The organism is Mycobacterium sp. IDUB_1, assembly GCF_055419625.1.
In genome coordinates this window covers 1,177,623-1,204,461 of sequence record NZ_JBVAYA010000001.1, presented here as the reverse complement: position 1 = coordinate 1,204,461, position 26,839 = coordinate 1,177,623, and the positions used below count along the sequence as shown (strand labels likewise).

General features: G+C 69.8%; 27 protein-coding genes. 12 read left to right on the top strand and 15 right to left on the bottom strand.

Annotation, left to right across the window (positions count from 1 at the left end):
- Positions 1–20 precede the first annotated feature (20 nt).
- Together ACZYYX_RS06045 and ACZYYX_RS06040 are read left to right on the top strand one after the other, a co-directional pair.
- A complete protein-coding gene (locus ACZYYX_RS06045; protein WP_463813525.1) occupies positions 21–1,247 on the top strand; it encodes a cytochrome P450 in 1,227 nt (408 codons plus the stop codon).
- Positions 1,248–1,297: 50 nt separating this feature from the next.
- A complete protein-coding gene (locus ACZYYX_RS06040) occupies positions 1,298–1,468 on the top strand; it encodes a 4Fe-4S domain-containing protein (protein WP_463814822.1) in 171 nt (56 codons plus the stop codon).
- Here the strand turns inward: ACZYYX_RS06040 and ACZYYX_RS06035 are convergent.
- The 4 genes from ACZYYX_RS06035 to ACZYYX_RS06020 are packed head-to-tail and all read right to left on the bottom strand — an operon-like array spanning position 1,398 to position 5,047.
- Entirely contained in the window at positions 1,398–2,042 is a 645-nt protein-coding gene (locus ACZYYX_RS06035) for a hypothetical protein (protein ID WP_463813524.1), read from the bottom strand. The two genes, ACZYYX_RS06040 and ACZYYX_RS06035, sit on opposite strands and share 71 nt — an antisense overlap.
- The gene (locus ACZYYX_RS06030; RefSeq protein ID WP_463813523.1) at positions 2,039–3,133 is read right to left on the bottom strand and encodes a GGDEF domain-containing protein; all 1,095 of its coding nucleotides are present in this window, start codon (positions 3,131–3,133) and stop codon (positions 2,039–2,041) included. The genes ACZYYX_RS06035 and ACZYYX_RS06030 overlap by 4 nt, the downstream gene beginning before the upstream one ends.
- A gap of 19 nt (positions 3,134–3,152) precedes the next feature.
- On the bottom strand, positions 3,153–3,761 hold the full coding sequence (locus ACZYYX_RS06025; RefSeq protein ID WP_463813522.1) for a PaaI family thioesterase: 609 nt from the start codon (positions 3,759–3,761) through the stop codon (positions 3,153–3,155).
- On the bottom strand, positions 3,758–5,047 hold the full coding sequence (locus ACZYYX_RS06020; protein ID WP_463813521.1) for an adenylosuccinate synthase: 1,290 nt from the start codon (positions 5,045–5,047) through the stop codon (positions 3,758–3,760). Before ACZYYX_RS06020 ends, ACZYYX_RS06025 begins: the two co-directional genes overlap by 4 nt.
- 114 nt (positions 5,048–5,161) lie before the next feature.
- Between ACZYYX_RS06020 and ACZYYX_RS06015 the strand changes: the two genes are divergently transcribed.
- The 4 genes from ACZYYX_RS06015 to ACZYYX_RS06000 are packed head-to-tail and all read left to right on the top strand — an operon-like array spanning position 5,162 to position 9,000.
- Positions 5,162–5,710 (top strand): hypothetical protein, encoded by a 549-nt coding sequence (locus ACZYYX_RS06015; protein ID WP_463813520.1) that lies wholly within the window; start codon positions 5,162–5,164, stop codon positions 5,708–5,710.
- A gap of 9 nt (positions 5,711–5,719) precedes the next feature.
- Positions 5,720–6,511 (top strand): site-2 protease family protein, encoded by a 792-nt coding sequence (locus ACZYYX_RS06010; RefSeq protein ID WP_463813519.1) that lies wholly within the window; start codon positions 5,720–5,722, stop codon positions 6,509–6,511.
- A 42-nt stretch (positions 6,512–6,553) separates the two neighbouring features.
- The gene (locus ACZYYX_RS06005; RefSeq protein WP_463813518.1) at positions 6,554–7,453 is read left to right on the top strand and encodes a cation diffusion facilitator family transporter; all 900 of its coding nucleotides are present in this window, start codon (positions 6,554–6,556) and stop codon (positions 7,451–7,453) included.
- Positions 7,432–9,000: an FUSC family protein gene (locus ACZYYX_RS06000; protein ID WP_463813517.1), complete on the top strand. Its 1,569-nt coding sequence runs from the start codon at positions 7,432–7,434 to the stop codon at positions 8,998–9,000. The genes ACZYYX_RS06005 and ACZYYX_RS06000 overlap by 22 nt, the downstream gene beginning before the upstream one ends.
- Here ACZYYX_RS06000 and ACZYYX_RS05995 read toward each other — a convergent pair.
- Entirely contained in the window at positions 8,997–9,413 is a 417-nt protein-coding gene (locus tag ACZYYX_RS05995) for a DUF3151 domain-containing protein (RefSeq protein WP_463813516.1), read from the bottom strand. The two genes, ACZYYX_RS06000 and ACZYYX_RS05995, sit on opposite strands and share 4 nt — an antisense overlap.
- Before the next feature lie 87 nt (positions 9,414–9,500).
- Between ACZYYX_RS05995 and ACZYYX_RS05990 the strand changes: the two genes are divergently transcribed.
- Positions 9,501–10,247: an Rv0361 family membrane protein gene (locus ACZYYX_RS05990; protein ID WP_463813515.1), complete on the top strand. Its 747-nt coding sequence runs from the start codon at positions 9,501–9,503 to the stop codon at positions 10,245–10,247.
- Here ACZYYX_RS05990 and fbaA read toward each other — a convergent pair whose 3' ends face one another.
- Both fbaA and ACZYYX_RS05980 read right to left on the bottom strand, forming a co-directional pair.
- Complete coding sequence (gene fbaA / locus ACZYYX_RS05985) at positions 10,248–11,282, bottom strand: class II fructose-bisphosphate aldolase (protein WP_463813514.1); 1,035 nt, start codon at positions 11,280–11,282, stop codon at positions 10,248–10,250.
- A gap of 51 nt (positions 11,283–11,333) precedes the next feature.
- Positions 11,334–12,347, bottom strand: a complete 1,014-nt coding sequence (locus ACZYYX_RS05980; protein WP_463813513.1) for an alcohol dehydrogenase catalytic domain-containing protein — start codon at positions 12,345–12,347, stop codon at positions 11,334–11,336.
- Between the two features lie 57 nt (positions 12,348–12,404).
- Here ACZYYX_RS05980 and ACZYYX_RS05975 point away from each other — a divergent pair, with 57 nt between their 5' ends.
- A complete protein-coding gene (locus ACZYYX_RS05975) occupies positions 12,405–13,079 on the top strand; it encodes a DedA family protein (RefSeq protein WP_463814821.1) in 675 nt (224 codons plus the stop codon).
- Here the strand turns inward: ACZYYX_RS05975 and ACZYYX_RS05970 are convergent.
- Positions 13,076–13,684: a TetR/AcrR family transcriptional regulator gene (locus tag ACZYYX_RS05970; protein WP_463813512.1), complete on the bottom strand. Its 609-nt coding sequence runs from the start codon at positions 13,682–13,684 to the stop codon at positions 13,076–13,078. The two genes, ACZYYX_RS05975 and ACZYYX_RS05970, sit on opposite strands and share 4 nt — an antisense overlap.
- Before the next feature lie 49 nt (positions 13,685–13,733).
- Between ACZYYX_RS05970 and ACZYYX_RS05965 the strand changes: the two genes are divergently transcribed.
- A complete protein-coding gene (locus tag ACZYYX_RS05965) occupies positions 13,734–15,158 on the top strand; it encodes an MFS transporter (RefSeq protein ID WP_463813511.1) in 1,425 nt (474 codons plus the stop codon).
- On the opposite strand, the gene nhaA is transcribed toward ACZYYX_RS05965, so the two are convergent.
- Positions 15,133–16,977 (bottom strand): Na+/H+ antiporter NhaA, encoded by a 1,845-nt coding sequence (gene nhaA / locus ACZYYX_RS05960; RefSeq protein ID WP_463813510.1) that lies wholly within the window; start codon positions 16,975–16,977, stop codon positions 15,133–15,135. The genes ACZYYX_RS05965 and nhaA overlap by 26 nt on opposite strands.
- Positions 16,974–18,080, bottom strand: a complete 1,107-nt coding sequence (locus ACZYYX_RS05955; protein ID WP_463813509.1) for a glycoside hydrolase family 76 protein — start codon at positions 18,078–18,080, stop codon at positions 16,974–16,976. The genes nhaA and ACZYYX_RS05955 overlap by 4 nt, the downstream gene beginning before the upstream one ends.
- Positions 18,081–18,152: 72 nt before the next feature.
- Here ACZYYX_RS05955 and ACZYYX_RS05950 point away from each other — a divergent pair, with 72 nt between their 5' ends.
- Entirely contained in the window at positions 18,153–18,686 is a 534-nt protein-coding gene (locus ACZYYX_RS05950) for a TetR/AcrR family transcriptional regulator (protein ID WP_463813508.1), read from the top strand.
- Positions 18,683–20,275: an MFS transporter gene (locus ACZYYX_RS05945; RefSeq protein ID WP_463813507.1), complete on the top strand. Its 1,593-nt coding sequence runs from the start codon at positions 18,683–18,685 to the stop codon at positions 20,273–20,275. Before ACZYYX_RS05950 ends, ACZYYX_RS05945 begins: the two co-directional genes overlap by 4 nt.
- Here the strand turns inward: ACZYYX_RS05945 and ACZYYX_RS05940 are convergent.
- The 4 genes from ACZYYX_RS05940 to ttfA are packed head-to-tail and all read right to left on the bottom strand — an operon-like array spanning position 20,168 to position 23,279.
- Positions 20,168–20,821: a TrmH family RNA methyltransferase gene (locus tag ACZYYX_RS05940; protein WP_463813506.1), complete on the bottom strand. Its 654-nt coding sequence runs from the start codon at positions 20,819–20,821 to the stop codon at positions 20,168–20,170. The genes ACZYYX_RS05945 and ACZYYX_RS05940 overlap by 108 nt on opposite strands.
- Positions 20,821–21,708, bottom strand: a complete 888-nt coding sequence (locus tag ACZYYX_RS05935) for a hypothetical protein (protein ID WP_463813505.1) — start codon at positions 21,706–21,708, stop codon at positions 20,821–20,823. The genes ACZYYX_RS05940 and ACZYYX_RS05935 overlap by 1 nt, the downstream gene beginning before the upstream one ends.
- A gap of 6 nt (positions 21,709–21,714) precedes the next feature.
- Positions 21,715–22,491 (bottom strand): SDR family NAD(P)-dependent oxidoreductase, encoded by a 777-nt coding sequence (locus ACZYYX_RS05930; protein ID WP_463813504.1) that lies wholly within the window; start codon positions 22,489–22,491, stop codon positions 21,715–21,717.
- 14 nt (positions 22,492–22,505) lie between these two features.
- Positions 22,506–23,279, bottom strand: a complete 774-nt coding sequence (ttfA, locus tag ACZYYX_RS05925) for a trehalose monomycolate transport factor TtfA (protein ID WP_463813503.1) — start codon at positions 23,277–23,279, stop codon at positions 22,506–22,508.
- A 108-nt stretch (positions 23,280–23,387) separates the two neighbouring features.
- Here ttfA and ACZYYX_RS05920 point away from each other — a divergent pair, with 108 nt between their 5' ends.
- A complete protein-coding gene (locus tag ACZYYX_RS05920; protein WP_463813502.1) occupies positions 23,388–24,062 on the top strand; it encodes an SDR family NAD(P)-dependent oxidoreductase in 675 nt (224 codons plus the stop codon).
- A 103-nt stretch (positions 24,063–24,165) separates the two neighbouring features.
- Here the strand turns inward: ACZYYX_RS05920 and clpB are convergent, their stop codons facing one another.
- Entirely contained in the window at positions 24,166–26,712 is a 2,547-nt protein-coding gene (gene clpB / locus ACZYYX_RS05915) for an ATP-dependent chaperone ClpB (protein ID WP_463813501.1), read from the bottom strand.
- Positions 26,713–26,839: the final 127 nt, after the last annotated feature.

Genomic DNA, 26,839 nt, shown 5'->3' with positions numbered 1-26,839 from the left:
GCGGCGCGTAGCGTCGAGACATGAGTCAGGCCGATACCCGCACTGAACCGGACGCCAGGCTGCCACCGCTGCACATGCGCCGCGACGGCCTCGATCCGACGCCGATGCTGGCCCAGATCCGTGACGGCGTCGGCGTCGCCAGCGTCACCAATGCCTTTGTCATGCAGGTGTTCCTGGTGACCCGCCACGAGGACGTCAAGACCGTGCTCAGCGATCACGCGCGGTTCTCCAACGGCAGGCCGCCCGGATTCGTCGTCGCCGGCGCTCCCCCGATCGACGAGGAGGATGCCGCGCGCAACCGCGCCGGCAACCTGCTGGGCCTCGATCCCCCTGAGCACCAACGACTTCGACGCATGCTCACCCCGGAGTTCACGATCCGGCGGATCCAGCGGTTGGCGCCCCGCATCGTCGAGATCGTCGACGCCCAGCTCGACGCCCTCGAGGCCGCCGGCTCCCCGGCCGACCTCGTCGAGCACGTCACGCTGCCCGTGCCCTCGCTGGTGATCTGCGAGCTGCTCGGCGTTCCCTACGCCGACCGCGACGACTTCCAGCGCCGCAGCGCCCGCCAGCTCGACCTGTCCATTCCGATCCCCGAACGCCTGCAGTTGCAGCAGGAGGGCCGCGCCTACATGGGTTCGCTCGTCGACCGGGCCCGTGTGGCGCCGGGCGAGGACATCCTCGGCATGCTGGTGCGCGAGCACGGCGCCGAGCTCACCGACGACGAGCTGATCGGCATCGCGGGGCTGCTGCTGCTCGCCGGGCACGAGACCACGTCGAACATGCTGGCGCTCGGCACGCTGGCGCTGCTCCGCCACCCCGAGCAGATGGCGGCGGTGCGCGACGATCCCGCGGCGGTGGGCCCGGCCATCGAGGAGCTGCTGCGCTACCTGTCGATCGTGCACAGCTCGATCCCCCGCATCACCACCACCGACGTCGAGCTCGCCGGGGTGCACATCCCGGCCGGGCGGCTGGTGTTCGCCTCGCTGCCGGCGGCCAACCGCGATCCCCACGTCATCTCCGCGCCGGAGACACTCGACATCAGCCGGGGCGCACCGGGTCACCTGGCCTTCGGCCACGGCGTGCACCACTGCCTGGGTGCGCCGCTGGCGCGGATGGAGATGCAGATCGCGTTCCCGGCGCTGCTGCGCCGCTTCCCGACGCTGACGCTCGCCGACGACATCGACGACATCGCGTTCCGGTCCTTCCACTTCATCTACGGCGTCGCATCGCTGGCGGTGCGGTGGTGAGCCGGGTCAGCGCCGACCGCGAGATCTGCATCCAGGCCGGCAACTGCGTGATGGTGGCCGCCGACGTGTTCGACCAGGACGACGACGGCGTGGTCGTCGTGCTCACCGACGCGGTGAGTGGCGACGCCGAAGACCGGGCACGTCAGGCCGTCAACCTCTGTCCGGCGGCGGCGTTGACGCTGCAGGACGACTCGGCGGGCGACGCAACATCAGCAGGCTGACCACCAGCACCCAGGCCGGGAACGTCAACGTCATCCACGGGCTGACGTCACCGGCGACGAGCACGCTGAGCGCGACCAGATAGGTCGTGACCACCAGCCATCGCGGCATCAGGCCCGTCCGCAACCAGATGGTGGCCAGCGACATCATGAAGACCGCCGCCATCCGCAGCGCATAGGTGTTGGTCAGCGCGAGCAGCAGTCCGTGGGCGAACGCGACCACCTCGGGGTCGGCCTCGATACCGGCCGCCCTGCCGGCCAACAGACCCGCCTCGACCGCGGTCCCCGCGAACACCATCGCCAGGAACAGCAGGCCGCTGCCGAGGAACACCGTGGTGAAGAACCGGTCCTCGAGCCGGCCCAGGCTGTCGCGAACCACACCGATGAACCACAGGAACGCGATGCCCGCGAACGGCGTCAGCACGATCGAGATGCGCAGTCGAGTAGTGGTCGCCGGCTCGGGCAGCCGCAGCGCCACGAGCACGGCCGCGAACAGCACCGCGAACACCACTCCGGCCAGCGCCGCGGCACGCGGAGTGGTGAGGCTGCGCAGTTGGCGTGCCGCGGGCTCCGTCATGCGCCGACAACCACGGTCTGGTTGCCGCCCACGCTCTTCGCGCGGTACATCGCGCCGTCGGCCAGTTCGAGCAGCGTGCGCACCGTAGAGGGGGCCTCCCGGTCGGAGGTCCACGCCGTCGCGACCCCGACGCTGACCGTCGGCACCACGGTGGCCCCGCAGCGGGCCACCGCGTCGTGTAAACGCGCGGCGACCGAGCGCACCGCCGCCGGCGGGGCCGCGAGCACCACCGCGAACTCCTCACCGCCGGTGCGGGCGATCAGCGACGGCACCTCGGCGGGCGCAGCGGCGTCGCGCAGCGCGTTGGCCACCGAGACCAATACCTGATCTCCCACGTCATGGCCGTGGCCGTCGTTGATCGCCTTGAATTTGTCGATGTCGACAGCGAGCACCCCCAGATGCGCGCCGCCGGGCGGCAGCAGATCGGCCACGTCCTCCTCGAGCCCCCGCCGGTTCAACAACCGGGTCAGCGGATCCTGCAACGAATCGACGGCACCCATTCGCAGCGCGAGCAGGTACGACTGCACGATCACCGGAACGCCGACCACGACGGGCAGCAACACCAGCAGGCGGATCGTGATGACGCTGGTGGCCTGGGTGTCCTGCGCCAGAGCCATCACGTAGAGAAGCGCGAACGCGGCGACGGTGAACGCCAGATGCACGGCCAACGCGCGCGGGCCGTGCACGATCACGACGTAGATCCCGTTCGCCGCGAGCAGCGCCAAGCCGGGCATCGCGGTGAACGCATCCTGATAGCACGCGATCACCGCCAGCACAGCGAGGTCGGCGTAGACGGCGAACAACGCCGACTGCAGCGCCGACGGGAACGGGGCGAACATCCAGAGCACGCCGAGTATCGCGGAACTGAACGCCACCGCGAGCACGAGCGGGCGACCCGACACCGCACCACCGTCATGCGCCGACCACATCACCGTCAGCAGCGCGGTCAGCCCGTAGAGAAACGAGAACGAGCCGATGAACACCGCGTGGAGCTTGAGAAGTCCGCGCGAGCGCAGATGCCGCTTCGTCCACTCGAAGTCAGATGGCTGCTGCCACCAGATCAGCAGGTACTCGCGTAAACCCTTGTCCATCGCCCCCCTGAAGACGCCGCTACGGCTGTCCGGGAAGCAGCCGGATCATCAGTCCGTTCGCCTCGGCGAGCAGGGTGCCGTCCGGGCCGCGCAACTCGGCGTTGACGAACGCCTTGCGATCCTGCGCTTCGCGCAGCCAGCCCCTGGCGGTCAGCACCGTGTCGATCGGCGTCACGTTGCGGTAGTCCACGTGCAGGAACGCGGTCCGGCTGATCGGGCGTCCAGTCGCATGGATCACCATTCCGAAGATGCTGTCGAACAGCAACGGCAACACTCCACCGTGGACGGCACGGTTCCCGCCCACCGAGAACCGACTGAACTCTACCTGCAGTTCAACGCCTGCGTCAGTGAACTCGGTGACCCGAAAGGGAGGCATCAGCAAGCTCCCCATGCCCGGCAGCGACGGCGCCCGGCTCGCGGGCCCCACCCCCTCGGCGGCCTCGAACGGGGTCAGGAGCTCGACCAGCCGCTCCACCTGATCGGCCGCGTCGTCCCACGTCGCGTCGCCCGGATCGGCCGACACCGCGAGGTCCTGGGCGCGGCGCATGGCCGCCAGGAACCGGGCGAACCCGGGCGGCGGGGTGATCGGCTGGAGATCAGGAAACCCGCCCCGGGTGCCGTCGGTCACGCCAGCACGTCGCGGCGCACGATGGTCTGGTCCCGGCCCGGTCCGACACCGATGCACGACACGTGGGCCCCGGCGAGATCCTCCAGACGCAGCACGTAGTCACGCGCCTTGGCGGGCAGGTCGTCGAACTCGCGCGCACCGGAGATGTCCTCCCACCACCCGGGCAGTTCCTCGTAGATCGGTTCGGCGCGGGCGATGTCGCTCTGGGTCATCGGCATCTCGTCGGTCCGCTTGCCGTCGACGGTGTAGCCCACGCAGATCGGCACTGTCTGCAGGCTGGAGAGCACGTCGAGCTTGGTCAGGAAGTAGTCGGTGATGCCGTTGACGCGGGTCGCGTACCGGGCGATGACGGCGTCGAACCAGCCGCAGCGGCGCCGCCGGCCGGTCGTGACACCGATCTCGCCGCCGGTCTTGGCCAGGTACTCGCCGTACTCGTCGAACAGCTCGGTCGGGAACGGACCAGACCCCACCCGCGTCGTGTACGCCTTGAGGATGCCCAGCACCGTCGTGATGCGGGTGGGCCCGATCCCGGAGCCGACGGCCGCCCCGCCGGACGTCGGATTCGACGACGTGACAAAGGGATACGTGCCGTGGTCGACGTCGAGCAGCGTGCCCTGCGACCCCTCGAGCAGCACCGTCTCACCCTGGTCGAGTGCGGTGTTGAGCAGCAGTCGGGTGTCGGCGATGCGATGCCGGAAGCCCTCGGCTTGGGCCAGCAGGTTGTCGACCACCTCGCCCGCGTCGAGCGCCTTGCGGTTGTAGATCTTGACCAGCACCTGGTTCTTGAATTCCAGTGCGCCCTCGATCTTTTCGGCCAGCAGGCCCGGGTCGAGGACGTCGGCGACCCGGATACCCTGCCGCGCGATCTTGTCCTGGTAACAGGGGCCGATGCCGCGGCCGGTGGTGCCGATCTTCTTGCTGCCCGCGTATCTCTCGACGACCTTGTCGATCGCCACGTGATAGGGCATCAGCAGGTGCGCGTCGGCCGACAGGAGCAGCCGCCCGGTGTCCACACCGCGTTCCTCGAGGCCACGTAGCTCCGTCAGCAGGACACCCGGGTCGACAACGACGCCGTTGCCGATCACGTTGGTCACGCCGGGCGTCAGAATGCCCGACGGAATGAGGTGCAGGGCGAAGTTCTCCCCCGTCGGAAGCACCACCGTGTGGCCGGCGTTGTTGCCGCCCTGGTAGCGCACCACCCACTGAACCCGCCCACCGAGCAGGTCGGTGGCCTTACCTTTGCCCTCGTCGCCCCACTGGGCGCCGATGAGGACGATTGCCGGCATGCCGCGCCTCTCCCGCTCGAATGCTGTGCATAGTGTGTGCAGCCGGTGAGCTACCTTATCCGATCGCGCGCTGCGCACCCGTCTGTCGCGGTGTGCAACCTCGGCGGTGCCCGGGTGCCGCGTCCGCTGCGCCACCTTCCGCGCACCGATCTGGACGGAATCGGGGCCTGGCGTCGCGTGGTCGTGGTCGGCTCCGACGCCGATCTGGCCGCCGCGCTGAAGGCACTGCTGCGCGCTGACCGTCTCGACGTCGAGGTCGCCCATATTCGCCGCGCGCTCGGCGCTCGCCGGTCGCTGCACGCGCCCGCCACTCGGGTACCGCTGATCAGGGACGAGACCGGCGCGGTCGTCGTCGGCTCGGCGCTGTGGCGACCGACCGAGGGACAGCGGACCCTGCATGGTGAGGCCGTCGTCGACGACACCGTGCTGTTCGACGGCGAGGTGGCGGGGGTTCGCGTCGAGCCGATCGGACAGCTGCCCGGGTTGCGCGCCGCGGTGCTGACCGGCCGGCGGCGGCCGCGGCGTTGGGTGGTCGGGCGGGCTGCGCAGCTGGGCACCACCGGCGCGCTGGTACTGCGCGACGGCGTCGCCGGGGCGCGGCCGGTGCGGCGCTCCACGTTCTACCGCCACACGCAGGGCTGGTTGCGCGTAGGCCGCAGGTAGCGTGGGTTCGTGAGCGTCACCAGAGGCGGGGGCCCGCTGCGCCAGTCGGTGCGGCCGAGCCCCCTGTTCCTGGTCCTGATCGCCGCCACGGCCGGCGGCGGCGTGGCGACGTGGCTCTCGGCCGACCAGGTGAGCCCGATGGCCTACCTCGGGGTGTTCGTCTTCGTGATCTTCGGCTGGCTCGTGTCGCTCTGTCTGCACGAGTTCGGGCACGCGTACTCCGCCTGGCGATTCGGCGACCGCGACGTCGAGGCGCGCGGCTACCTGACGCTGAACCCGCTCAAGTACTCCCACCCGCTGCTGTCGCTCGGGCTGCCGGTGCTGTTCATCGCGCTCGGCGGGATCGGGCTGCCCGGCGGGGCGGTCTATCTGCAGACCGGCTGGATGGGCAAGTGGCAGCGAACGCTGATCAGCCTCGCGGGCCCGGCGGCGAACGTCGTGTGCGCGGTGCTGCTGCTGACGGCGACCCGGCTGTTCTACGACCCGGGCCACTCGGTGTTCTGGGCCGGGGTCGCGTTCCTGGGCTTCCTGCAGATCACCGCGTTCCTGCTGAACATCCTGCCGATTCCGGGGCTCGACGGCTACGGCGCACTCGAGCCGCACCTCAGCCCGCAGACGCAGCGCGCAGTGGCGCCTGCGAAGCAGTGGGGCTTTCTGCTGCTGGTGCTCCTGCTGTTCGCGCCGGGTGTGAACCAGTGGTTCTTCTCGGGGGTCTACGCCCTGTTCGAGCTGTCCGGGGTGCCTGCGTATCTGTCGGCCGTCGGGGGCGAACTGACGCGATTCTGGTCGGCCTGGCAGTAGCAGCCTTGCCATATATGCGTTAGTACGCATATATTCGCCGGCATGGGCGCGGGACATGACCACAGCCATGGGAAAGACGCCCGCGTCTCCCGAATGGTGATCGCCGCAGCGATCCTGACCGTGTTCTTCGCGATCGAACTGGGCACCGCGCTCGCCATCAACTCGATAGCACTGCTCGCTGACGCCGGGCACATGCTGACCGACCTGGTCGCGATGTTCATGGGGCTGACCGCGGTGCTCCTGGCCAACCGCGGCAGCACCTCCCCGTCCCGGACCTACGGCTGGCACCGCGCCGAGGTGTTCACCGCGGTCGCCAACGCCGCACTGCTGATCGGCGTCGCAGGGTTCATCCTCTACGAGGCGTTCGAGCGGCTCGGGGGTGCGCCTGACGTGCCCGGCGTGCCGATGATCGTCGTCGCGCTGGCCGGCCTGCTCGCCAACGCGGCCGTGGTGCTGCTGCTGCGCTCCCAGTCGGAGAACAGCCTCGCGGTCAAGGGCGCCTACATGGAGGTCGTCGCCGACACCGTCGGCAGCATCGGAGTCCTGATCGCCGGCATCGTCACCGTCACCACGCGGTGGCCCTACGCCGACGTCGTCGTCGCGGTACTGGTCGCGCTGTGGGTACTGCCCCGGGCGATCGCGCTGGCCCGTGCCGCGCTGCGCATCCTGTCGGAGTCCTCGCCCAGCCACATCGACGTCGACGAACTGCGCTCCGCGCTGTGTGCGGTGGAAGGCGTCACCGAGGTGCACGACCTGCACGTGTGGACGCTGGTGCCCGGCAAGGACATGGTGACCGCGCACCTGACCAGCAGGCGCGACTCCGCCCGAGTCCTCGACGACGCGCGGGCAGTGCTGACGGCGCGCGGGCTCGACCATGCGACGGTGCAGGTCGAGCCGCCGGATTCGGCCGCCGACTGCGAGTGCGAAAGCCAGAACCGGTAGCCCCGCCACGGCTGCCCGTCGCGCTGCGCGCTGCGGTCAGCACCGCCATCCCCGTCCTCCTGGGCGTGGCCGCAGGCAATCTCGGCGCCGGCCTGATCGCCACCCTCGGCGCCTTCACCTCGCGCTTCGGTGTCGGCCGCCCCTACCTGAGCCGCGCCCTGCAACTCGCCCTGGTGGCGATCGCGCTGGCCATCGCGGTCGCCGCCGGCTCCTGGGCTGCCGATGTCGCGTGGGCCGGAGTGCTGACCGTCTCCGCCGTCGCGGTCGTCGCGGTGTGGATGTGCAGCGCGCTGAAGGTGGGTCCGCCGGGCGCCTACGTGTTCGTCGTCGCCTGCGCCGCGGGGATCGGCGTCTCGGCGTCCCGGCTGAGCCCCCGGCAGATCGGGGCTCTCGTGCTGGCGGGCGGCGCGGTGGCCTGGACGGTCCAGATGCTCGGCGCGGTGACGGGGTTCCGGCGCCCGGAACGGTCCATGGTGCAGACGGCGGCTGATCGCGTCGCCGACTACCTCGACGCCATCGGCGGGCCGGACGAGGAGACCGCCCGCCATCGCGCGGCGCACGCGCTGCACCAGGCGTGGACGACGCTGATCGACCAGCAGCCGACCGCGTCGGTGAGCTCCCAACTCCACCGGCTACGCGCGGCGAACCACGCGGTGCACGTGCTGTTCGCCCGCGCGGACCCCGACACCGCTGACCTGGCACGGGCCGTCGGACGCCTCGAGGCCGATCCGGACGCCGTCGCGCATCGCGACCCCGCTCAACGCCCGCCCGCGCCGGCACCCCCGCAGCACCTGCTGCGGTCGGCGCTGCGCACCGGCTCGCAGACGCGCCGGGTGATGGTCCGAGTGGCGATCGGGGTGCCGCTGGCCGGCTTCGCCGCCGTGGGCCTCGGCGTCGACCGGGCCTACTGGGCGATGGCCGCGGCGGTACTGATCCTGCACCAGGGCGCACCCCTGTGGCATGCGCTGCGCCGCGGCGCCGAACGACTGGTCGGCACGTGGATCGGCCTCGCACTGGCCGCGGCCATCATCGTGATCCACCCGCAGGGCTGGCTGCTGGCCGCGGTGCTGGCCCTACTGAACTTCGCGATCGAGATGCTGGTCGCCAGCAACTACCTGCTGGCCTCGGTGTTCATCACCGCCACCGCACTGACCATCGGAACGGCGAGCCACCCACTGGAGCCGGGGCAGGTCGGACACCTGCTGCTGACCCGTGGTGTCGACACGTTGATCGGGTGCGCCATCGGCCTGGCGGTCTATCTGGCTCTCGCCCGTAGGCAGGAGATACGCCGGCTGCCGGACGCGCTGGCAGCCACCCGGGAAGCCCTGACGATCGCCGAGAGTTTCGTCGCCGCGGGCGACGCCGCCAGCCTGGAGGCGCGCACCGCGCGGCGCGACCTTCAGCGGATCACGCTGGACATGCTCGATGTCCTCGACGCGGCGCAGGCGGGGCCGCGGGATCAGCGGGAGGCCGCCGCCCGCCTGCGACCCGAGGTGCAGGCCGTCGAGCGGGCGTCGTCGGAGACGATCGCCGCGCTGTGGGCCTAAGCCAGCCCGAGCTCTGCGCGCGCGGCCGGATCGCAGTCGTCGAGCAGGTCAAGGCAACGCTGGTACTCCGGCTCCTCACCGATCGCGTCGGCCGCGCGGGCCAGAGCTGCCACACAGCGCAGGAAGCCGCGGTTGGGTTCGTGGGCGTAGGGCACCGGGCCGAAACCCTTCCAGCCGTTGCGGCGCAACTGATCCAGGCCGCGGTGATAGCCGGTGCGCGCATAGGCGTAGGCGGTCACCGCCTGATCGTTGTCGAGCGCATCCTCGGCCAGCGCGGCCCATGCCACTGACGCCGACGGGTGGGCGGCGGCGACGATCGCCGGGTTCTCCGCGGCGTCCAGCTCGGCTTCGGCCTCAGGATCGCCGGGCAGCAGTACAGGTTCCGGTCCGAGGAGATCGCCCATCCGAGTCATGGCCCCCATTGTGCCGTGCGGGGTTACCGGACCGTCACCGCGGATGGATAAGCTTCGCCCGTAGCCGTCAGGAGGACCGCAGCACCGATGTCGAACCCCACTGGCCCGGATCAGCCGGACGATCCCACCCACCCGCAGGACGAGCCCGCCACCGAGGTGTTCGCCCCGGCCGATCCCGACGAGCAGCAGGACCCCGCGGCAGGAGAGCGACGCTTCACTGCACCGTCGGGATTCGACGCCGGGTCAACGCAGATCATCAACAGGCCGCAGGAGCCGGCCACGGAGGTCTTCGGCACGGGTGGCACCGCCGAGACCGAGGCCTTCACCGCGCAAAACGTTGCGCCACAGAAGATTCCGGCTCGCGACGACGCCCCCAAGCCGCCCGCCAAGAAGCGCAGCTGGGGCTGGGTCATCGCGATCGTGCTGGTGATCGCCGCGCTCGCGGCCGTCGCGATCCTGGGCACCATCCTGCTCACCCGCGGGTCGTCGCCTGCCGCCTCGCAGGAGGACAAGGTCCGGGCCACCATCTCCGACTTCGACGTCGCGGTGCAGAACGGCGACCTGGCGGCGCTGCGCAGCATCACCTGCGGCAGCACCCGCGACAGCTACGTCGCCTACAACGACAAGGCGTGGGAGCAGACCCACGCCCGTGTCGCGGCAGCCAAGCAGTACCCCGTCGTCGCCAGCGTCGACCAGGTCGTCGTCAACGGCGACCACGCCGAGGCCAACGTGACCACGTTCATGGCCTACGCGCCGCAGACCCGCTCCACGCGCAGCTTCGACCTGGAGTTCACCGACGAGCAGTGGAAGATCTGCCAGGCTCCCAGTAGCTAGCTAAGCGCTTACGCTCCGGCCCGCGCTGTGCAGGTCGTTGCAGGCCTCGACCACGCGCTCACTCATCGACGCCTCGGCCTTCTTGAAGTAGCTCCGCGGGTCGTAGACCTTCTTGTTGCCGACCTCGCCATCCACCTTCAGCACACCGTCGTAGTTGCTGAACATGTGCCCGACGATCGGCCGGGTGAACGCGTACTGGGTGTCGGTGTCGACGTTCATCTTCACCACGCCGTACTTCAGCGAGTCCTCGATCTCGGACTTCAGCGAGCCCGACCCGCCGTGGAACACGAAGTCGAACGGCTTGGAGCCCTCGGGCAGCCCGAGCTTGGCTGCCGCGACCTTCTGACCTTCGGCCAGCACCTCCGGCTTGAGGACGACGTTGCCCGGCTTGTAGACGCCGTGCACGTTGCCGAACGTCGCGGCCAGCAGGTACTTGCCGTGCTCACCGGCGCCGAGCGCTTCGATGGTCTTCTCGAAATCCTCGGGGGAGGTGTAGAGCTTCTCGTTGATCTCGGCCTCGACGCCGTCCTCCTCGCCGCCGACCACGCCGATCTCGATCTCCAGGATGATCTTGGCCGCGGCAGCCTGCTTGAGCAGCTCCTGCGCGATCTCCAGGTTCTCGTCGATCGGCACCGCCGAGCCGTCCCACATGTGCGACTGGAACAGCGGATTCTGACCCTTGGCGACCCTCTCGGCGGAGATCGCGAGCAGCGGCCGGACCAGCCCGTCGAGCTTGTCCTTGGGGCAGTGGTCGGTGTGCAGCGCGACGGTGATGTCGTACTTGGCGGCGATGACGTGGGCGAACTCGGCCAGCGCGACCGCGCCGGTGACCATGTCCTTCACCCCGAGCCCAGAGGCGAACTCCGTACCACCGGTCGAGAACTGGATGATGCCGTCGGACCCGGCGTCGGCGAAGCCCTTGATCGCGGCGTTGATGCTCTCCGACCCGACGCAGTTGATCGCGGGGAATGCGAAGGAGTGCTCCTTGGCCCGGCCGAGCATCTCGGCGTAGACCTCGGGCGTGGCGATGGGCATGACTGTTCCTCTCGGCTTGGGTGGTTGGAGTATCTCAGGTGCGGTGAAAGCTCACACGGTCAGAACCATGCGATAGCGGGCCTTGCCCGTATCCATCATCTGGAACGCTTCGGCGGCCTCGGCCAACGGCCGCTCCTGGATCATCGCCCGCACGCCGCTGAGCACGGCGAAGTGCAGGGTCTCCTCGACGTCGCGGGAGGTGCCGGACGGGTGGCCGCTGACCGAGAGCCCGGAGTTGATCAGGTCGAGCGGGCTGATCGGCAGGTTCTCAGGCGTGACGCCGACGGCGACCAGCTCGCCTTCGGGCCGCAGGCCACCCACTGTCGCCGCCATCGCCTCGGCGTTGTTCGCGGTCGCGAGGACCACCGCGGCCCCGCCCAGCTTCTGGAGTTCGGCCGCGACGTCCTGGGCGGTCGAGTCGATGTAGTGGTGCGCGCCGAGCTGGGTGGCCTCCTCGGCCTTCCCGGTGCCGCGGGCGATCGCGACCGTCTCGAAGCCCATCGCGCGGGCGAACTGCACGCCGAGGTGGCCGAGGCCGCCGACGCCGAGGATCGCGACGACGTCGCCGGCCTTCGCGCGCGTCTGCCGCAACCCGTTGAACGTCGTCACCCCCGCGCAGCCCATTGGCGCCGCCTCGACGAACGACAATCCGTCCGGGATGCGGGCCAGCGCGGTGGCCGGCACGGTCACCGATTCGGCGTAGCCGCCCGGGTAGTGCCAGCTCGGCACCTCCATGCGTACGCACTGCATGAAGTGGCCCTGTCGACACGGGATACAGCGGTTGCAGTTGCCGCCGAACCAACCGACGGCGACCCGGTCACCGACGGCGAAGTCCTCGACCCCGTCGCCGACCTCGGCGATCGAGCCGGCGATCTCGTGGCCCAGCGTCAGCGGCCACTGCAGGCCCGGGAAGTGCCCGGCGTGGAACTCGCGGTCGGTGCCGCAGACGCCGCAGGCCGCGACGTCGAGCCGGACGTGGCCCGCCGACGGCGACGGCGTGTCTACGTCGACGACGGTCAGCGCGGCGTTGGCTTCGGGAACGTGGACGGCCTTGTGCGTGGGCATGGCTCAGCCTAAGCCGCCGGTACCCTTGTGGCCGTGGTCGTCGACAATCTCGCGCTGATGCCCGACTTTCTGGACCCGATCAAGCTCATCGGCTACTTCGGCACCTGGGCGCTGATCGGCATCCTGGTCGTCGTCTTCGTCGAATCCGGGGTGCTGTTCCCGATCCTGCCGGGCGACACCCTGCTGTTCGTGGCGGGCATGCTGGCGGCGGGCACGGCAGCCGAAGCCGCGACGGTCGACGCGAACTTCCATCTCTGGCAGCTGCTGGTGTTCATTCCCCTCGCGGCCATCCTCGGCGGCCAGGTGGGCTACTGGATAGGCCGCAGTCTGGGCACCGCGATGTTCAAGCCCAACTCGCGGGTGCTCAAGCAGCGCTACCTCGACGAGGCGCACCTGTTCTTCGAGCAGCGCGGACCGTTCGCGATCGTTATCGCCCGGTTCGTCCCGATCGTGCGCACGCTGGCGCCGATCACCGCGGGCGCGGCGAAGATGAACTACGGCCTGTTCACCGCGTTCAACGTCCTGGGCGCCGTGGTGTGGGGCGTTGGACTGGTGCTGATGGGCTACGGCCTGGGTCAGTTCGAGGTGGTGCAGAAGCTGCTGGAACCGATCTTCATCCTGATCGCGGTCGCGTCCATCACCCCGATGCTCTGGGAGTGGTACAAGCGGCGCAAGGCCGCCAAGGCGGCCGGCATCCCGACGCCGCCGATGGACGCCGAAGAGCAGGCCTAACCGGCGAGCCCGTTCTGCAGCGCTTCGAAGAGCCGGCCGAGTCGGTGGCGATGGTCCTCGACCACGGGATCCGGTGACCCTTCCTCGGTGACCCGCTGCGCGGTGGCGGTCAAGACCGTGGAGTATCCGGCGATGACGAGGGCGGCGAACAGTTCCGCATCACCGGTGAACTCCGGGTCGGCCTTTAGTGCGTCACGCAGCGCCTGCACGAGCTCGGCAGCGATTTCCCGCAGGCGGGCGATCAACACCGGGGACCCGGCGACCGTCCGATAGAACGGGATCGATCCGACCTTGACGCCGGACAGTGCGTGCCGTTCGTCGAGAAGACGGAACGCCGCATCGCGCAGAGACGCCAGGACGGTGCTGCCGGCCGCCCGGTCCTGAACTGCCTCACGCAGGATCTCGACGGCGTCGTCGACGCGGTCGAACAGCAGATCCTCCTTGCGCGGGAAGTGCTTGAACACCGTGACGCTCGAGACGCCGGCCTCTTTGGCGACCTGCGCGACCGTCACCTCGTCGAAACCGCGATCGAGGAACATCCGGGTCGCGACATCCGAGATCTTCCGTCGAGTCAGCGGCCCGCCGCGCTCCGATGTTCTGGGCATCCCACCTCATCCTATTGACTCACTAAATTTAGTCACTTAACTTAGTGACATGACCGCTTCGAGCATTGTCTCTCCTCGCTCACTCACGCAGGCGTGGCCTGCACTCCTGGGCCTGTCGGCCGTGTTCCTCTTCGAGATGCTCGACAACTCGATCCTCAACGTCGCGCTGCCCACGATCGGCCGGGACCTGCACGCGTCGACCACTGCACTGCAGTGGGTGACGGGCGCGTACGCCGTCGCGTTCGGCGCGCTGATGCTGGCGTTCGGGGCCGTCGCCGACCGTGTCGGACGGCGACGCGTCATGCTGCTCGGCCTCATCCTGCTCGCTATCGCGAGCCTGGCGACGGCGTTCGTGACGACGGCCGAACAGCTCATCGCCGTGCGCGTGCTGACCGGCGTCGCAGCGGCGATGACGACACCGGGGTCGATGGCGCTGGCCTTCCGGCTGTTCGACGACGACTCCCTTCGTCTTCGTGCGATCACGTTGATCTCGACCGTGGGCCTGGTCGGTCTCGCGGTCGGCCCGACGGTAGGCGGCTTCGTCGTCGAGGTCGCGCCCTGGCAGGTGCTGCTGCTCGTCAATGTGCCGATCGCGCTGCTCGCGATCGCCGGCGTGCGCTTCGGCATCGCCGCGGACCGCCTCGAGGATCTGCATCGCGATCCGGTGGACGTCGCGGGCGGCGTTCTGGGCACGGTCGCGATCGCGTGCGCGCTCGTCGCACCGACGCTGTTCGTCGAGGACGGTCCCGGCGTGTGGCTGCCGTGGACGGCCGCGGCACTGGCCCTGGCCGCGTGCGTGGCATTCGTTGTCAGGGAGCGAACCGCGCGGTTCCCGCTGATCTCGTTACAGCTCGTGGCGCACCCACTGGTGTCGAGTGGACTGGCGTTCAAAGCTGCGGCGGGTCTGGCGGTCGCGGGCCTCGGTTACCTGGTCACGTTGCAGCTCCAGCTCGACTGGGGGTGGCCCCCGGCGCTCGCCGCGATCGGGATGCTGCCGCAGGTCGCGGTGCTCATCGCGGGCAGCTTCGTCGTCAACCCGTTCGTGAAGAGGGTCGGGCCGGAACGCGCCGCGTGGCTCAGCGCGTCGGCCGTCGTCGTCGGGCTTGCGGTCTACGCCGTGCTGGGCAGGTTCGGCTATCCGTGGGTCGCCGTCGCACTCGTGCTCGTCGCAGCGGGCCTGCGGGTGGTCGGGGTTGTCGCCGCGCTCAATGTGTTGCGCGGGCTCCCCGAGAATCGGACGACGATCGGGACGGCCCTGGTGGACACCTCCAGTGAGGTGACGTCCGGCGTCGGTATCGCCGTCAGCGGGACGATCCTGGCCGCGATGTTCACCGGCACGATCACGGCCGCGCACTGGACCGCGGCCCAGACGACGGAGTTCCGGGATTCGGTCACGGTCGCGGGGCTCGTGCTAACCGCAATTGCCGCGGCGTTGGTCGCGTTCGGGATCAGCGCTGCTCGAGCGCGCGGATGAGGCTTGCCGCGTCCCACGGTCCCCTGTGCCGGACCCCGTTGACGAACAGCGTCGGCGTTGCGTTCAGGTCCATCGCCTCGGCATCCTCGGCGTCGTCGGTCACCCGGTGCAGCACCTTCGACGAGTGCAGCCGCACGTCGTGGTCGAACCGCTCGATGTCGCAGCCCGCAGCGACGGCGTAGCGGTAGATGTCGGCCCAGTCGAGGTCGTCCTGATGGGCGAACAGCTGCCGCGACATCTCCCAGAACCGGCCCTGCAGCGCCGCCGCCTCACTCGCGCGTGCCGCGTCGAACGCTCGGGGATGCGCCCGCTCCAGCGGGAAGTGTCGCCACACGTAGAGCAGCTCGTCGCCGAAGTGCTTGCGGACCTCGTCGATCGCGCCGGTCGCGCGGCTGCAGAACGGACACTCGAAGTCGCCGTACTCGACCAGCGTCAGCGGCGCGTCGGGCCGGCCGCGCACGTGGTCCCGGTCAGGATCGACCGGGCGCAGTAGATGCAGGCCGACGGGTTCGGGCGGGCTCAGCCAGTCGGTAATCCGGAAGATCGCCCAGCCGAACACGAACGCCAGCACCGACGCCGCCAGCACACCGATGCGGGCCTGGTCCTGGCGGCCCGGGTCCTCGATCGCGATGTCGACGATGAACAGCGAGATCGTGAAGCCTATGCCCGACAGGGCCGCCCCACCCATCACGCGGCGCAGCGTCAGCCCCGGCGCGAGCACGCCCAGCCCGGTCCGGCGCATGAACCACGTCGCCCCGGTGATGCCGATGAACTTGCCGATCACCAGGCCGGCCACGATGCCCCACGTCAGCGGTGAGCGCAGCGCGGCACCCACGCTTGCCGCGTCGAGTTTCACGCCGGCGTTGACCAGAGCGAACAGCGGCAGAATCCCGAACGACACCACCGGCCCGACCGCAGTCTGGAGCCGCTCGTTGATCGAGATCGACTCCTGCAGGGAGCGGCTCGCAGCGCGGGCGTAGCGCGAATTCGGGGACTGCCGGAACGCGCGGATCTGCTCGACGGCACGCTCGACCGGCTGACGCTCCGGGGTGAACACGGGGATCAGCAGCGCGACGGCCACGCCGGCCAGGGTGGGATGCACACCGCCCATGTAGAGCGCGATCCACAGCGCGAGACCGAGCACCGCGTAGGCGGGCCCGTGCGCTTTCGGCAGGTAGCGGACGGCGGCCAGCGCGGCCAGCAGTAACGCGGCCACCAGCAGCGGCACCCACTGGATCTCGTCGGAGTAGAACAGCGCGATCACCCCGAGCGCGCCCACGTCGTCCACCACGGCCAACGTCAGCAGGAACAGCCGCACCCGGGCGGGGAACACCGGCTTGATGATCGCCAGCGCCCCGACGAGGAACGCGGTGTCGGTCGAGATGACCACGCCCCACGCCTGGGCGTTCTCCCCCGATGGGTTGAGCGCCAGGAACACGACGGCGGGCAGCACGAGCCCGGCAATCGCGGCGACGACGGGGACCGCGGCGCGGGACCGGTCCGTCAGCTCGCCGATGGTGAACTCCCGCGTCACCTCGAGGCCGACGATGAAGAAGAAGAACGTCATCAGCGCGTCGTTGACCAGGTGCTGCACCGACATCTCGGCATGGAACGAGCCGACAGTCAGCCCGACATCGGTGTGCAGCAGCGCCGAGTAGGCCTCGGCCCACGGCGAGTTCGCCCACAGGATCGCGATGACGGTCGCGATCAGCAGAAGAGCAGCAGCGGTGTTGTCGGTAGTCCGGTTCGTCGCGCTGCCGCGACTCAGTCGGGAGGGCCGCAGCGGGAATCCGCGCGGCTGGGTGGCCGGTTCGGTCACGGCTGACTGGCGACGGCGTGGGCGGCTTCCATCAGCATCCACCCTGCCAGCTGCACCGAGAGATCGCGCTCCGGGATCTCCGAGGAGTTCACCGCGCCGGCGACGAACTGCGCGTCAGCCGATGTGGCCGTCGGTAGCTGCGCCTCGCGCTCCCAGAACGCGCTGAACAGCGGCAGATCCTCGACCGTGGCCCGGTTGCCCCAGGCAGCTTCTGCCGAGGACAGCACCAGCGATCGGGCGGTGGCGCGGGCCGCCTCGTCCTCGGGTGACTCGCCGGGCAGATCAGTCGCCACCAACGCCAGGTAGCGCGCGAGGACGCCGTGGAACAGCCCGCCGTCGCCGCCGCCCGCGGCCTTGAGCACGCCGTCGGGCGCCATGTGGTCGGACACCGCGGCGACCAGGCGGTGCACGCGTTCGGCGTGCCGCGGGTCCTGGGTTCGGGCGGCGAGCTCGGTCTCCAGGCCCAACACGACGCCCTGGCAGTAGGTGTACTGGGCGCGCACCATCGAGCCGCCCTTGATGCCGTCGAAGACCAGGTGCGTCTCGGGGTCGATCAGCGTCTCGTCGATCCAGTCGGCCATCTGCTGGGCGCGGCGCAGCCGGTCCTCGAAGCGGGCCAGGAAGATCCCCGCCGGGCCGTTGGCAGGGGCGTTGAAGAACTGGTCCTGTTTGCGCCACGGGATGCCGCCGCCGTCCTCGGGCACCCATGCGGTCACGAATTGGTCGGCCAGCGTGTCCAGGGCCCTGGGCCGGGCCACCTCCGCGAGCCGGCCGGCGCGCTCGAGCGCCAGCGCCAGCCAGGCCATGTCGTCGTAGTAGTCGTTGGTCCAGCGGCCGATGTTCCGCAGCCGGTGGCTGCGGATCTGGCGGGTAATGCGGAGCAGCCGCTCGGGCTGCGGGTCGCGGACCTGCGCGTCGACGAGGTTGTCGATCAGGTGGGCCTGCCACCAGTAGTGCCACGTGCCGAAGCGGCGCTGCCCGCCCGTCGCCGGCCAGGCCACGACGCCGAGCTGAGTGCCGGGCAGCCCCCAGAGCTTGCGGAGGTGGCGCTGGGTGATCGCGGCCTCGGCGCTCGCCGCGCGGTTGGCCCACATCTGATCCATGTGTCGATCCTGCCTCACCGGCCGCCGAAAATGCATGAGACAAATATGTCTCATATGAGCTACAGTTGTGTCATGTCGACGCGTGAGGATCTACTGCGCGCCGCCGCCGACTACCTCGGCCGGCGGCCGAATGCGACCCAGGACGAGATCGCCTCGGCGGTCGGCGTCAGCCGCGCGACGCTGCACCGGCACTTCTCCGGCCGCACCGCGCTGATGTCGGCGCTCGAGCAGCTCGCCATCACCGAGATGACCCAGGTACTCGCCGAGGTACGCCCGCACGAGGGGCCCGCCGACGAGGCGCTGCGCCGGCTCGTGATGGCGTGCGAGCCGATCGCGCCCTACCTCGCGCTGCTGTACAGCCAGAGCCAGGACGTGGCGGCATGCGTCGAGGAGTGGGAGGAGGTCGACGGCGCGATCAGCGCACTGTTCGCGCGCGGGCAGCGCGAGGGCGTCTTCCGGCCCGAGCTGCCCGCCGCCTGGCTCACCGAATCCTTCTACAGCCTGGTCGCGGCGACCGACTGGTCGATCCGCGTCGGCCGCGTCGCAGCGCGCGACGGCACCCGACTGATCATCGACCTTCTCTTGAACGGAGTACGTACCTCATGACTCGCCGCTGGCTCGCGCTCGGCGTCCTGACCCTTGCTGTCTTGCTGATCGGCATCGACGGCACCGTGCTCTCGCTCGCCACCCCGTTCTTCACCGCCGATCTCGACGCCACCGGCACCGAGATCCTCTGGATCGGTGACATCTATTCCTTCGTGCTGGCCGCGCTGTTGATCAGCATGGGCAGCCTCGGTGACCGCGTCGGCCACAAGAAGCTCCTGCTCAGCGGCGCAACGGCTTTCGCGGTGGTCTCGGTGATCACCGCCTACTCGACGAGCGCGCCGATGCTGATCGGCACCCGCGCACTTCTCGGCGTGGCGGGCGCGACGCTGGCCCCCGCGACCCTCGCGCTGATCCGCGGCCTGTTCACCGAACAGCGCGAGCGCAGCATCGCCGTCGGCATCTGGGCGGCGGCGTTCTCCGCCGGTGCCGCGCTCGGTCCGGTGGTGGGAGGCGTTCTGCTGGAACACTTCTGGTGGGGATCGGTGTTCCTGATCAACCTGCCCGTGATGGTCGTGCTCGTCGTCGGCGGCCTGCTCCTGCTGCCCGAGCATCGGGACCCGCAGCCCGGCCCGTGGGACCTGCCCAGCGTGGGCCTGTCGATGGTCGGCATGCTCGCCGTCGTCTACGCGATCAAGGAAGGGTTCGCCGGCCTCGTGCACGGGATCGGCGGCGACGTCGTGGTGGTGGGTGCCCTCGGCATCGCGGCGCTCGTCACCTTCGTGCGTCGGCAGCTGCGGCTGCCGCACCCGCTGATCGACGTCCGGCTCTTCGCCAACCCGCGGTTCTCCGGCGTCGTCGCGGGCAACCTGCTCGCCGTGCTCGGCCTGTCGGGCCTGCTGTTCTTCCTGTCGCAGTACTTCCAGCTGGTGCACGAGTACAGCCCGCTCAAGGCGGGGCTGGCCGAGCTGCCCGGTCCGGTGACGGCCACCGTGTTCGGTGTGCTGGCCGGCGTCATGGTGCGCTACGTCTCGCACCGCGCGGTGCTGTCGGCCGGCCTGGCGATGGTCGGGATCGCGATGGCCGGGCTGATGGTCTCACTGCTGGTGTTCACGCCGGTCGCGCCGTATCTGCCACTGGGGCTGGCGCTCTTCGTCGTCGGCATCGGGCTGGGCCTGGCGTTCACGGTGGCCAGCGACGTCATCCTGGCCAGCGTCCCGAAGGAGCGGGCCGGTGCGGCCGCGGCGGTCTCCGAGACCGCCTACGAGCTCGGCATGGCGCTCGGTATCGCCGTGCTGGGTTCGATCGTCACCGCGTTCTACCGCACGATCGTGGTGCCGCCGGGCATCCCGTCGGACACGGCGGACCGGGCCCGGGACTCGCTGGCGCAGGCAGTCCACGCGGCGCAGACACTCCCGCCGGCGCAGGCAGACAGTCTGCTCGACGCGGCACGCACGGCGTTCACGCATGGGCTGTCGGTGGCCTCCGGGGTGGGCGCGCTGCTGCTGCTCTCCTCGGCGGTCGCGGTGTGGATTCTGCTGAAATCACCAGGCCCGGCCGAGGTCGGCGTGCTGCCGGACCCAGGTGTGCATCGCGATCCCGGCAGCGACCGACGCGTTGATGCTCCGTGTGGAGCCGAACTGCGCGATTGAGACCGTCAGCGCCGCACCGGTTTTCGCGTCGTCGGTGATGCCGGGCCCCTCCTGGCCGAAGATCAGCAGCGCCGCATGCGGCAGCGTCACCTCTTCGATGCGCACCGCGCCCGGCACGTTGTCGACGGCCACCGGGGTCAGTCCGTCGCGCGCTGCGGCATCGAGGAGCGCGGCCGTGCTGTCGTGGTGACGCAGCCGCTGATACCGGTCGGTCACCATCGCGCCGCGCCGATTCCAGCGCCGCCGTCCGACGATGTGCACCGTGTGGACGGCGAACGCGTTGGCGGTCCGGACCACGGCGCCGATGTTGGCGTCGTTGCCGAAGTTCTCGATCGCGATGTGCAGCGGATGTCGCCGCTCGTCGATGTCGGCGACGATCGCCTCCCGCGTCCAGTACCGGTACGCGTCGACGACGTTGCGAGTATCGCCGTCGCGCAACAGGTTTCGGTCGTAACGAGGATCGTCGGGCAGCGCACCCGGCCACGGGCCGACACCTGGCCCCTCCCCCCATTCGGTGGGTCCAGGTGGTTCGGGTGGTTCCGTCATCAGCGCGTCCACAGCGCCGCGTGGGTACCGATGACCGACACCGTGGCGTAGAGCAGCGCCTGGTTGATGTCCCCCTGGGTGCACAGCGACGCCCGCACGTTCACCCCGTCGCGCGACGCCTCCGGCAGGACCAGGACCGACGCACCGTAGACGTCGCAGGCGTGGCTGAGGCCTCTCCCCTGCACAGTGGGAGCGGCGACCACCATCAGCGGCCCGCCGCGGGCGGCAGCGTCATCACGGTACCGGGCGGCCAGGCCGCTGATGTCGAGCCCGATCAGCATGTATCCCTTGCCGCTGAAGGCATCCGGATCGCCCAGCGCGGTCGGGTTCAGTGCGGTGCCGTCGGCGCGGAAGGCGTCCAGGCTGGTGGCCGTGAGGTCCAGCCCGGTGTCGTTGGCGTTGATCTCCGGAAGCCCGACGGGAAACGCGACGGGGTAGGCGACGGTCGACCCGGCGATGCGGTCACGCGGCGAGTAGGCGTACACCCCGCGCACCTGGCTCTGGTCGCGGAACGGTCCGATGCACACGGTGCCGGTCATCCGATCCGGCGAATCGGCGGAAACAGGTTGCAGCGCAAGCGTTGTCACATCCTCGCAGCCGCCGATCGCATTGGCTTCCACGGGATGGTCGAGCGCTCCGTAGAGGCCGAAGCGAATGTCGCGGGGCGCGGCGTGGGGTGCCCCCTGTTGCGACGGGGCGGCGTCGATGTCGACGAGCACGTAGTCGGCGTCGAAGCGCAGGTCGGTCACCGACATGTTCCAGCCCAGCACGGCCAGCGATTCGCCGATCGTCGCGGTCAGCGCCGAGTACACGTCGGGACGGTCGTCGTCACTCGAACACGAGGTGGCGGTCAGCACCAGGACCACCAGGAGCGCGATCAGCCGCACGGCATCTCAGGTCCGGCCACGGCCCTTGCCCACGGTTCGGGTCAGCACACGCACCAGGCTGCGCGGCACCATGCGTCCGCCGGTGGTCAGCGCCTTGTACTGCAGGCCGGGGATGATCACGACCTTTCCCTTGGCCATGTCGGACATTGTCTCGGCCACCACGTCGTCGACCTCGAGCCAGAGGAAGGACGCGGTACCGGCCATGTCGATGCCGGCGCGGGCGTGGAACTCGGTGCGCACGAACCCCGGGCAGAGTGCGTGGACGCCGACCCCGGTGCCGCCCAGACCGTTGGCCAGGCCCTCGGAGAACGACACCACCCACGCCTTGGACGCGGAGTACGTCGACCCCCGGCCGGGCAGCAGACCCGCGACGCTGGCGACGTTGAGCACCGTGCCGGCGCCCGCGGCGATCATCGCAGGCAACGCTGCATGGGTGAGTGCCATGACGGCGGTGACGTTGACGTCGAGCTGGGCCTGCAGCTTCTCGTAGGGCGCGGACCAGAACTCGCCGGCGGTGCCGAAGCCGGCGTTGTTGACCAGCACCCGAACCCCGGCGCGCAGGCGCTCGGCGACCGTGTCCCGGTCGGCGGCCGACGAGAGGTCGGCGGTGATGGTCTCGACCCCGGCGCCGTGCCGCTGCCGCAGCTCGTCGGCCAGCCGATCCAGCCGGGCGGTGTCACGGGCCACGAGCACCAGGTCGTAGCCGTCGGCGGCGTAGCGGCGCGCGAAACCCTCACCGATTCCGGAGGTCGGCCCGGTGATCAGAGCGACAGGGCGGGGCATGCCCCAGAGGATAGCTACCGCTGATAGTTCGGCGACTGCCGGCCGTTGCGCTGCCCGGGCGGGACCGGAGGCACCGGAGGCGCGGGGCGACGCTGCGACTCAGGACGCGGAGGGGTGGGGGTGAGCGGCCGACTCGGGGAGCCACTGCGGCGCGCGACGGGCTGCCCGGCCGCGGCGGACGGCACCGGCGGCAGGACGCGCAGCAGGTCGTTGAATTGGCGCACGGTGCGCAGGCCCTCGTCCCACTGGGCGCGGGTGCTCGTCACCGGCATGCTGATCAGCGTCCAGTTCTGCTCGTTCCACATGATCTCGGCGCAGTCGGGCGCAGTGTGGGCGAACGTCACCATCCGACGGTCGCAGGCGCGCCGGGCGGCGTCGAGGTTGGTGGAGTAGACCATCCGAGGCCCGATGGCCCCGAGCAGCCAGATGTCGCTCTCGCGCGGCTCCTTGACGCCCTTGAGCCGCATGTCGACGACGACGTTGGTGCCGACCTTGCGGTGCAGCGCGATCACCGTGGCGACATCTTCGAGGTCGAAGATGAACACCGCCTCACCGCGGATCTGCCCGAGGACGACGTTCTTGGCCGTGACGTCGCCGACGGTGGACATCACGCCACGCTTCCAGCGCGCCAGGATGTCGGCGGATTCGGGTTCGTAGTCGAAGCCGTGCGACTTCGCCCACGACTTGCGGCGCCGGCCCAGACCGCGGCGGCGGTCGTGGTCGACGTACAGCAAAACCGCCGCACCCACGAAACAGAGTGCGGACAGCGTGAACCAGAGCGGAACCATTGCGACCAGAGTATCCGCTTCCGGGGGTCCGGTCCGAATCCGTTTGGGTCACAACCCGGTCACCTTCTCCGGGATCTCTCGTCGGCGCAGGCCACGCATACTGGCCCGATGACCGATCTGACCGGTAGGTCCTTCCTCGTCGTCGGGGCCAGCGGGGCGCTCGGATCGCGGATCGCGCGAATTCTGGCCGACAACGGGGCGGCGTTGACCGTGACGGGCCGCAACGCTGACGCGCTCGCCGAGATCGGCGATGCGCACTCGGTCACCGCCGATCTCCGCGAGCCCGACGCCGGACGGACCGTCGTCGAGGCGGCCCGCGACAGGCACGGCCGGCTCGACGGTGTCGTCATCGCGGCCGGCGCGGTGGCGTTCGGGCCGTTCACCGACATCGACGACGACACCGTCGACGACCTCGTGCTGGTCGACTTCCTGGCGCCGCTGCGGGTGATGCGTGCCGCGCTGCCGGTGCTGGAACCCGGCGGGGTGATCCTGGGTATCAGCGCGGTCGTCGCGGAGAAGCCGCTGCCGAACATGGCGGTGTATTCGGCGGTCAAGGCGGCGACGGCAGCGCTGTTCACGGCCGTGCGCAGCGAGGCGAGGCGACGCAAGGTCCGTGTCGTCGACGTGCGGCCGCCCCACACCGAGACCGGGCTGGCGGACCGGGCGATCGCCGGCGACCCGCCACGGCTCCCGCCGGGGCTGGACCCCGACACCGTGGCCGCGCGGATCGTCGAGGCACTGCTCGGCGACGAGACGGACGTCCCGAGCACCGCGTTTTCTTAGGCCGAGCAGACACAAACTCGCGTGCTTTCCTGGGAAAACACGCGAGTTTGTGTCTTGTCGCGGGAAGAAACTCAGCGCCGCGGATGGGTCTTTGCGCGAGCGCTCATCCCAGAACGAGCCGGTCGCCGTCCGCGCTCACGTTCACCGGCACGATGTCGCCGTCGTGCACGTCGCCCGCGAGCAGCAGCTTGGCCAGCTGGTCGCCGATGGCCTGCTGCACCAGGCGGCGCAGCGGCCGCGCGCCGTAGAGCGGGTCGAAGCCGCGCTCGGCGAGCCACTTCTTGGCCGGCAGCGACACCTCGAGCGTGAGCCGGCGCTGCGCCAACCGCTTGGCCAGCTGCTGCAGCTGGATGTCGACGATGGAGACCAGCTCCTCGGGGTTGAGCCCGTCGAAGATGATCACGTCGTCGAGCCGGTTGATGAACTCGGGCTTGAAGGCCGAGCGCACCGCCGCCATCACCATCTCCTCGGTTCCGCCGGCGCCCAGGTTGGACGTCAGGATGAGGATGGTGTTGCGGAAGTCGACCGTGCGGCCCTGGCCGTCGGTCAGCCGCCCCTCGTCGAGTACTTGCAGCAGCACGTCGAACACGTCCGGGTGGGCCTTCTCGATCTCGTCGAACAAGATCACCGAGTACGGACGGCGGCGTACCGCCTCGGTCAGCTGACCGCCCTGGTCGTAGCCGACGTAGCCGGGAGGCGCACCGACGAGGCGGGCCACCGAGTGCTTCTCGCCGTACTCGCTCATGTCGATACGGATCATCGCCCGCTCGTCGTCGAACAGGAACTCCGCCAACGCTTTTGCGAGCTCGGTCTTACCGACACCGGTCGGGCCCAGGAACATGAACGAGCCCGTCGGACGGTTCGGATCGGCGACACCGGCACGCGACCGGCGCACCGCGTCGGACACCGCAGCCACGGCCTTGCGCTGACCGATGACGCGCTTGCCCAGCTCCTCCTCCATGCGCAGCAGCTTGGCGGTCTCGCCTTCGAGCATCCGGCCGGCCGGGATGCCTGTCCACGCCGACACCACGTCGGCGATGTCGTCGGGGCCGACCTCCTCCTTGAGCATCACGTCCTCGCGGGCTTCCGCCTGGGGGACGGCTGCGTCGAGCTTCTTCTCGACCTCGGGGATGCGCCCGTACCGCAGCTCGGCGGCCTTGGCGAGGTCACCGTCGCGTTCGGCCCGGTCGGCCGCACCGCGCAGCTCCTCGAGCTGTTCCTTCAGCTCGCGGACGACGTCGATGGCACTCTTCTCGTTCTGCCACCTGGTCGTGAGCTCCGCCAGCTTCTCCTTGTGGTCGGCCAGTTCGGCACGCAGCTTCTCCAGCCGGTCCTTCGACGCGGCGTCTTCTTCCTTCTCCAGCGCCATCTCCTCGATCTCGAGGCGACGGACCAGGCGCTCGACCTCGTCGATCTCGACGGGGCGGGAGTCGATCTCCATGCGCAGCCGTGACGCAGCCTCGTCGACGAGGTCGATGGCCTTGTCCGGCAGGAAACGGGAGGTGATGTAGCGGTCGGACAGCGACGCGGCGGCCACGAGCGCGGAGTCGGTGATCCGCACGCCGTGGTGCACCTCGTAGCGCTCCTTGAGACCGCGCAGGATGCCGACGGTGTCCTCGACGGACGGTTCGCCGACCAGCACCTGCTGGAAGCGGCGCTCCAGCGCAGCGTCCTTCTCGATGTACTTGCGGTACTCGTCGAGCGTGGTCGCGCCGACCAGCCGCAGCTCACCGCGGGCCAGCATCGGCTTGATCATGTTGCCGGCGTCCATCGCGGACTCACCGGTGGCACCGGCGCCGACGATGGTGTGCAGCTCGTCGATGAACGTGATGATCTGTCCTGCCGAGTTCTTGATGTCGTCGAGGACGGCCTTGAGGCGCTCCTCGAATTCACCGCGATACTTCGCGCCGGCGACCATCGAGCCCAGGTCGAGCGAGATGACGGTCTTGCCGCGCAGGCTCTCCGGCACGTCGCCGGCGACCACACGCTGGGCCAGGCCCTCGACGATCGCGGTCTTGCCGACGCCGGGTTCGCCGATCAGCACCGGGTTGTTCTTGGTGCGACGGGACAGCACCTGCACGACGCGCCGGATCTCGGTGTCGCGACCGATCACCGGGTCGAGCTTGCCCTCGCGGGCGCGCGCGGTCAGGTCGGTCGAATACTTCTCGAGCGCCTGGTAGGTGCTCTCAGGGTCGGGATTGGTGACGCGGGCGCTGCCGCGGACCTTCGTGAACGCGTCGCGGAGGATCTGGGGCGATGCGCCGTGTCCCGTCAGCAGCTTCGCGACGTCATCGGAACCGGTGGCCAGGCCGACGAGCAGGTGCTCGGTCGAGACGTACTCGTCGTCCATCTCGGTGGCGAGATGCTGGGCGTTGGTGATGGCCGAGACGGCCTGCGGCGCGAGCTGCGGTTGCGATGCCGATCCGGTGGCGCTGGGCAGCCGGTCCAGCAGATGCTGCGTCTCCGCGCGCACGGTTGCGGGATCGACGCCGACGGCCTCGAGCAACGGGGCGGCGATGCCGTCGTTCTGCGTCAGCAGCGCCATCAACAGGTGAGCAGGCGTGATCTGCGGGTTGCCCGCGGCCGTTGCCGCCTGCAGCGCCGACGTCAGGGCCGCCTGGGTCTTGGTCGTCGGGTTGAACGAGTCCACGACACTCCTTTACAGGTCCGATGGGCCACACGGGTGGCCCGGAAAATTGCTTGTCGACAGAATCAACGCGGACAACCTTGAGTCTGTTCCGCTCAACTTTAGCTTTTTTGCCGGCGGAGCACCAGGG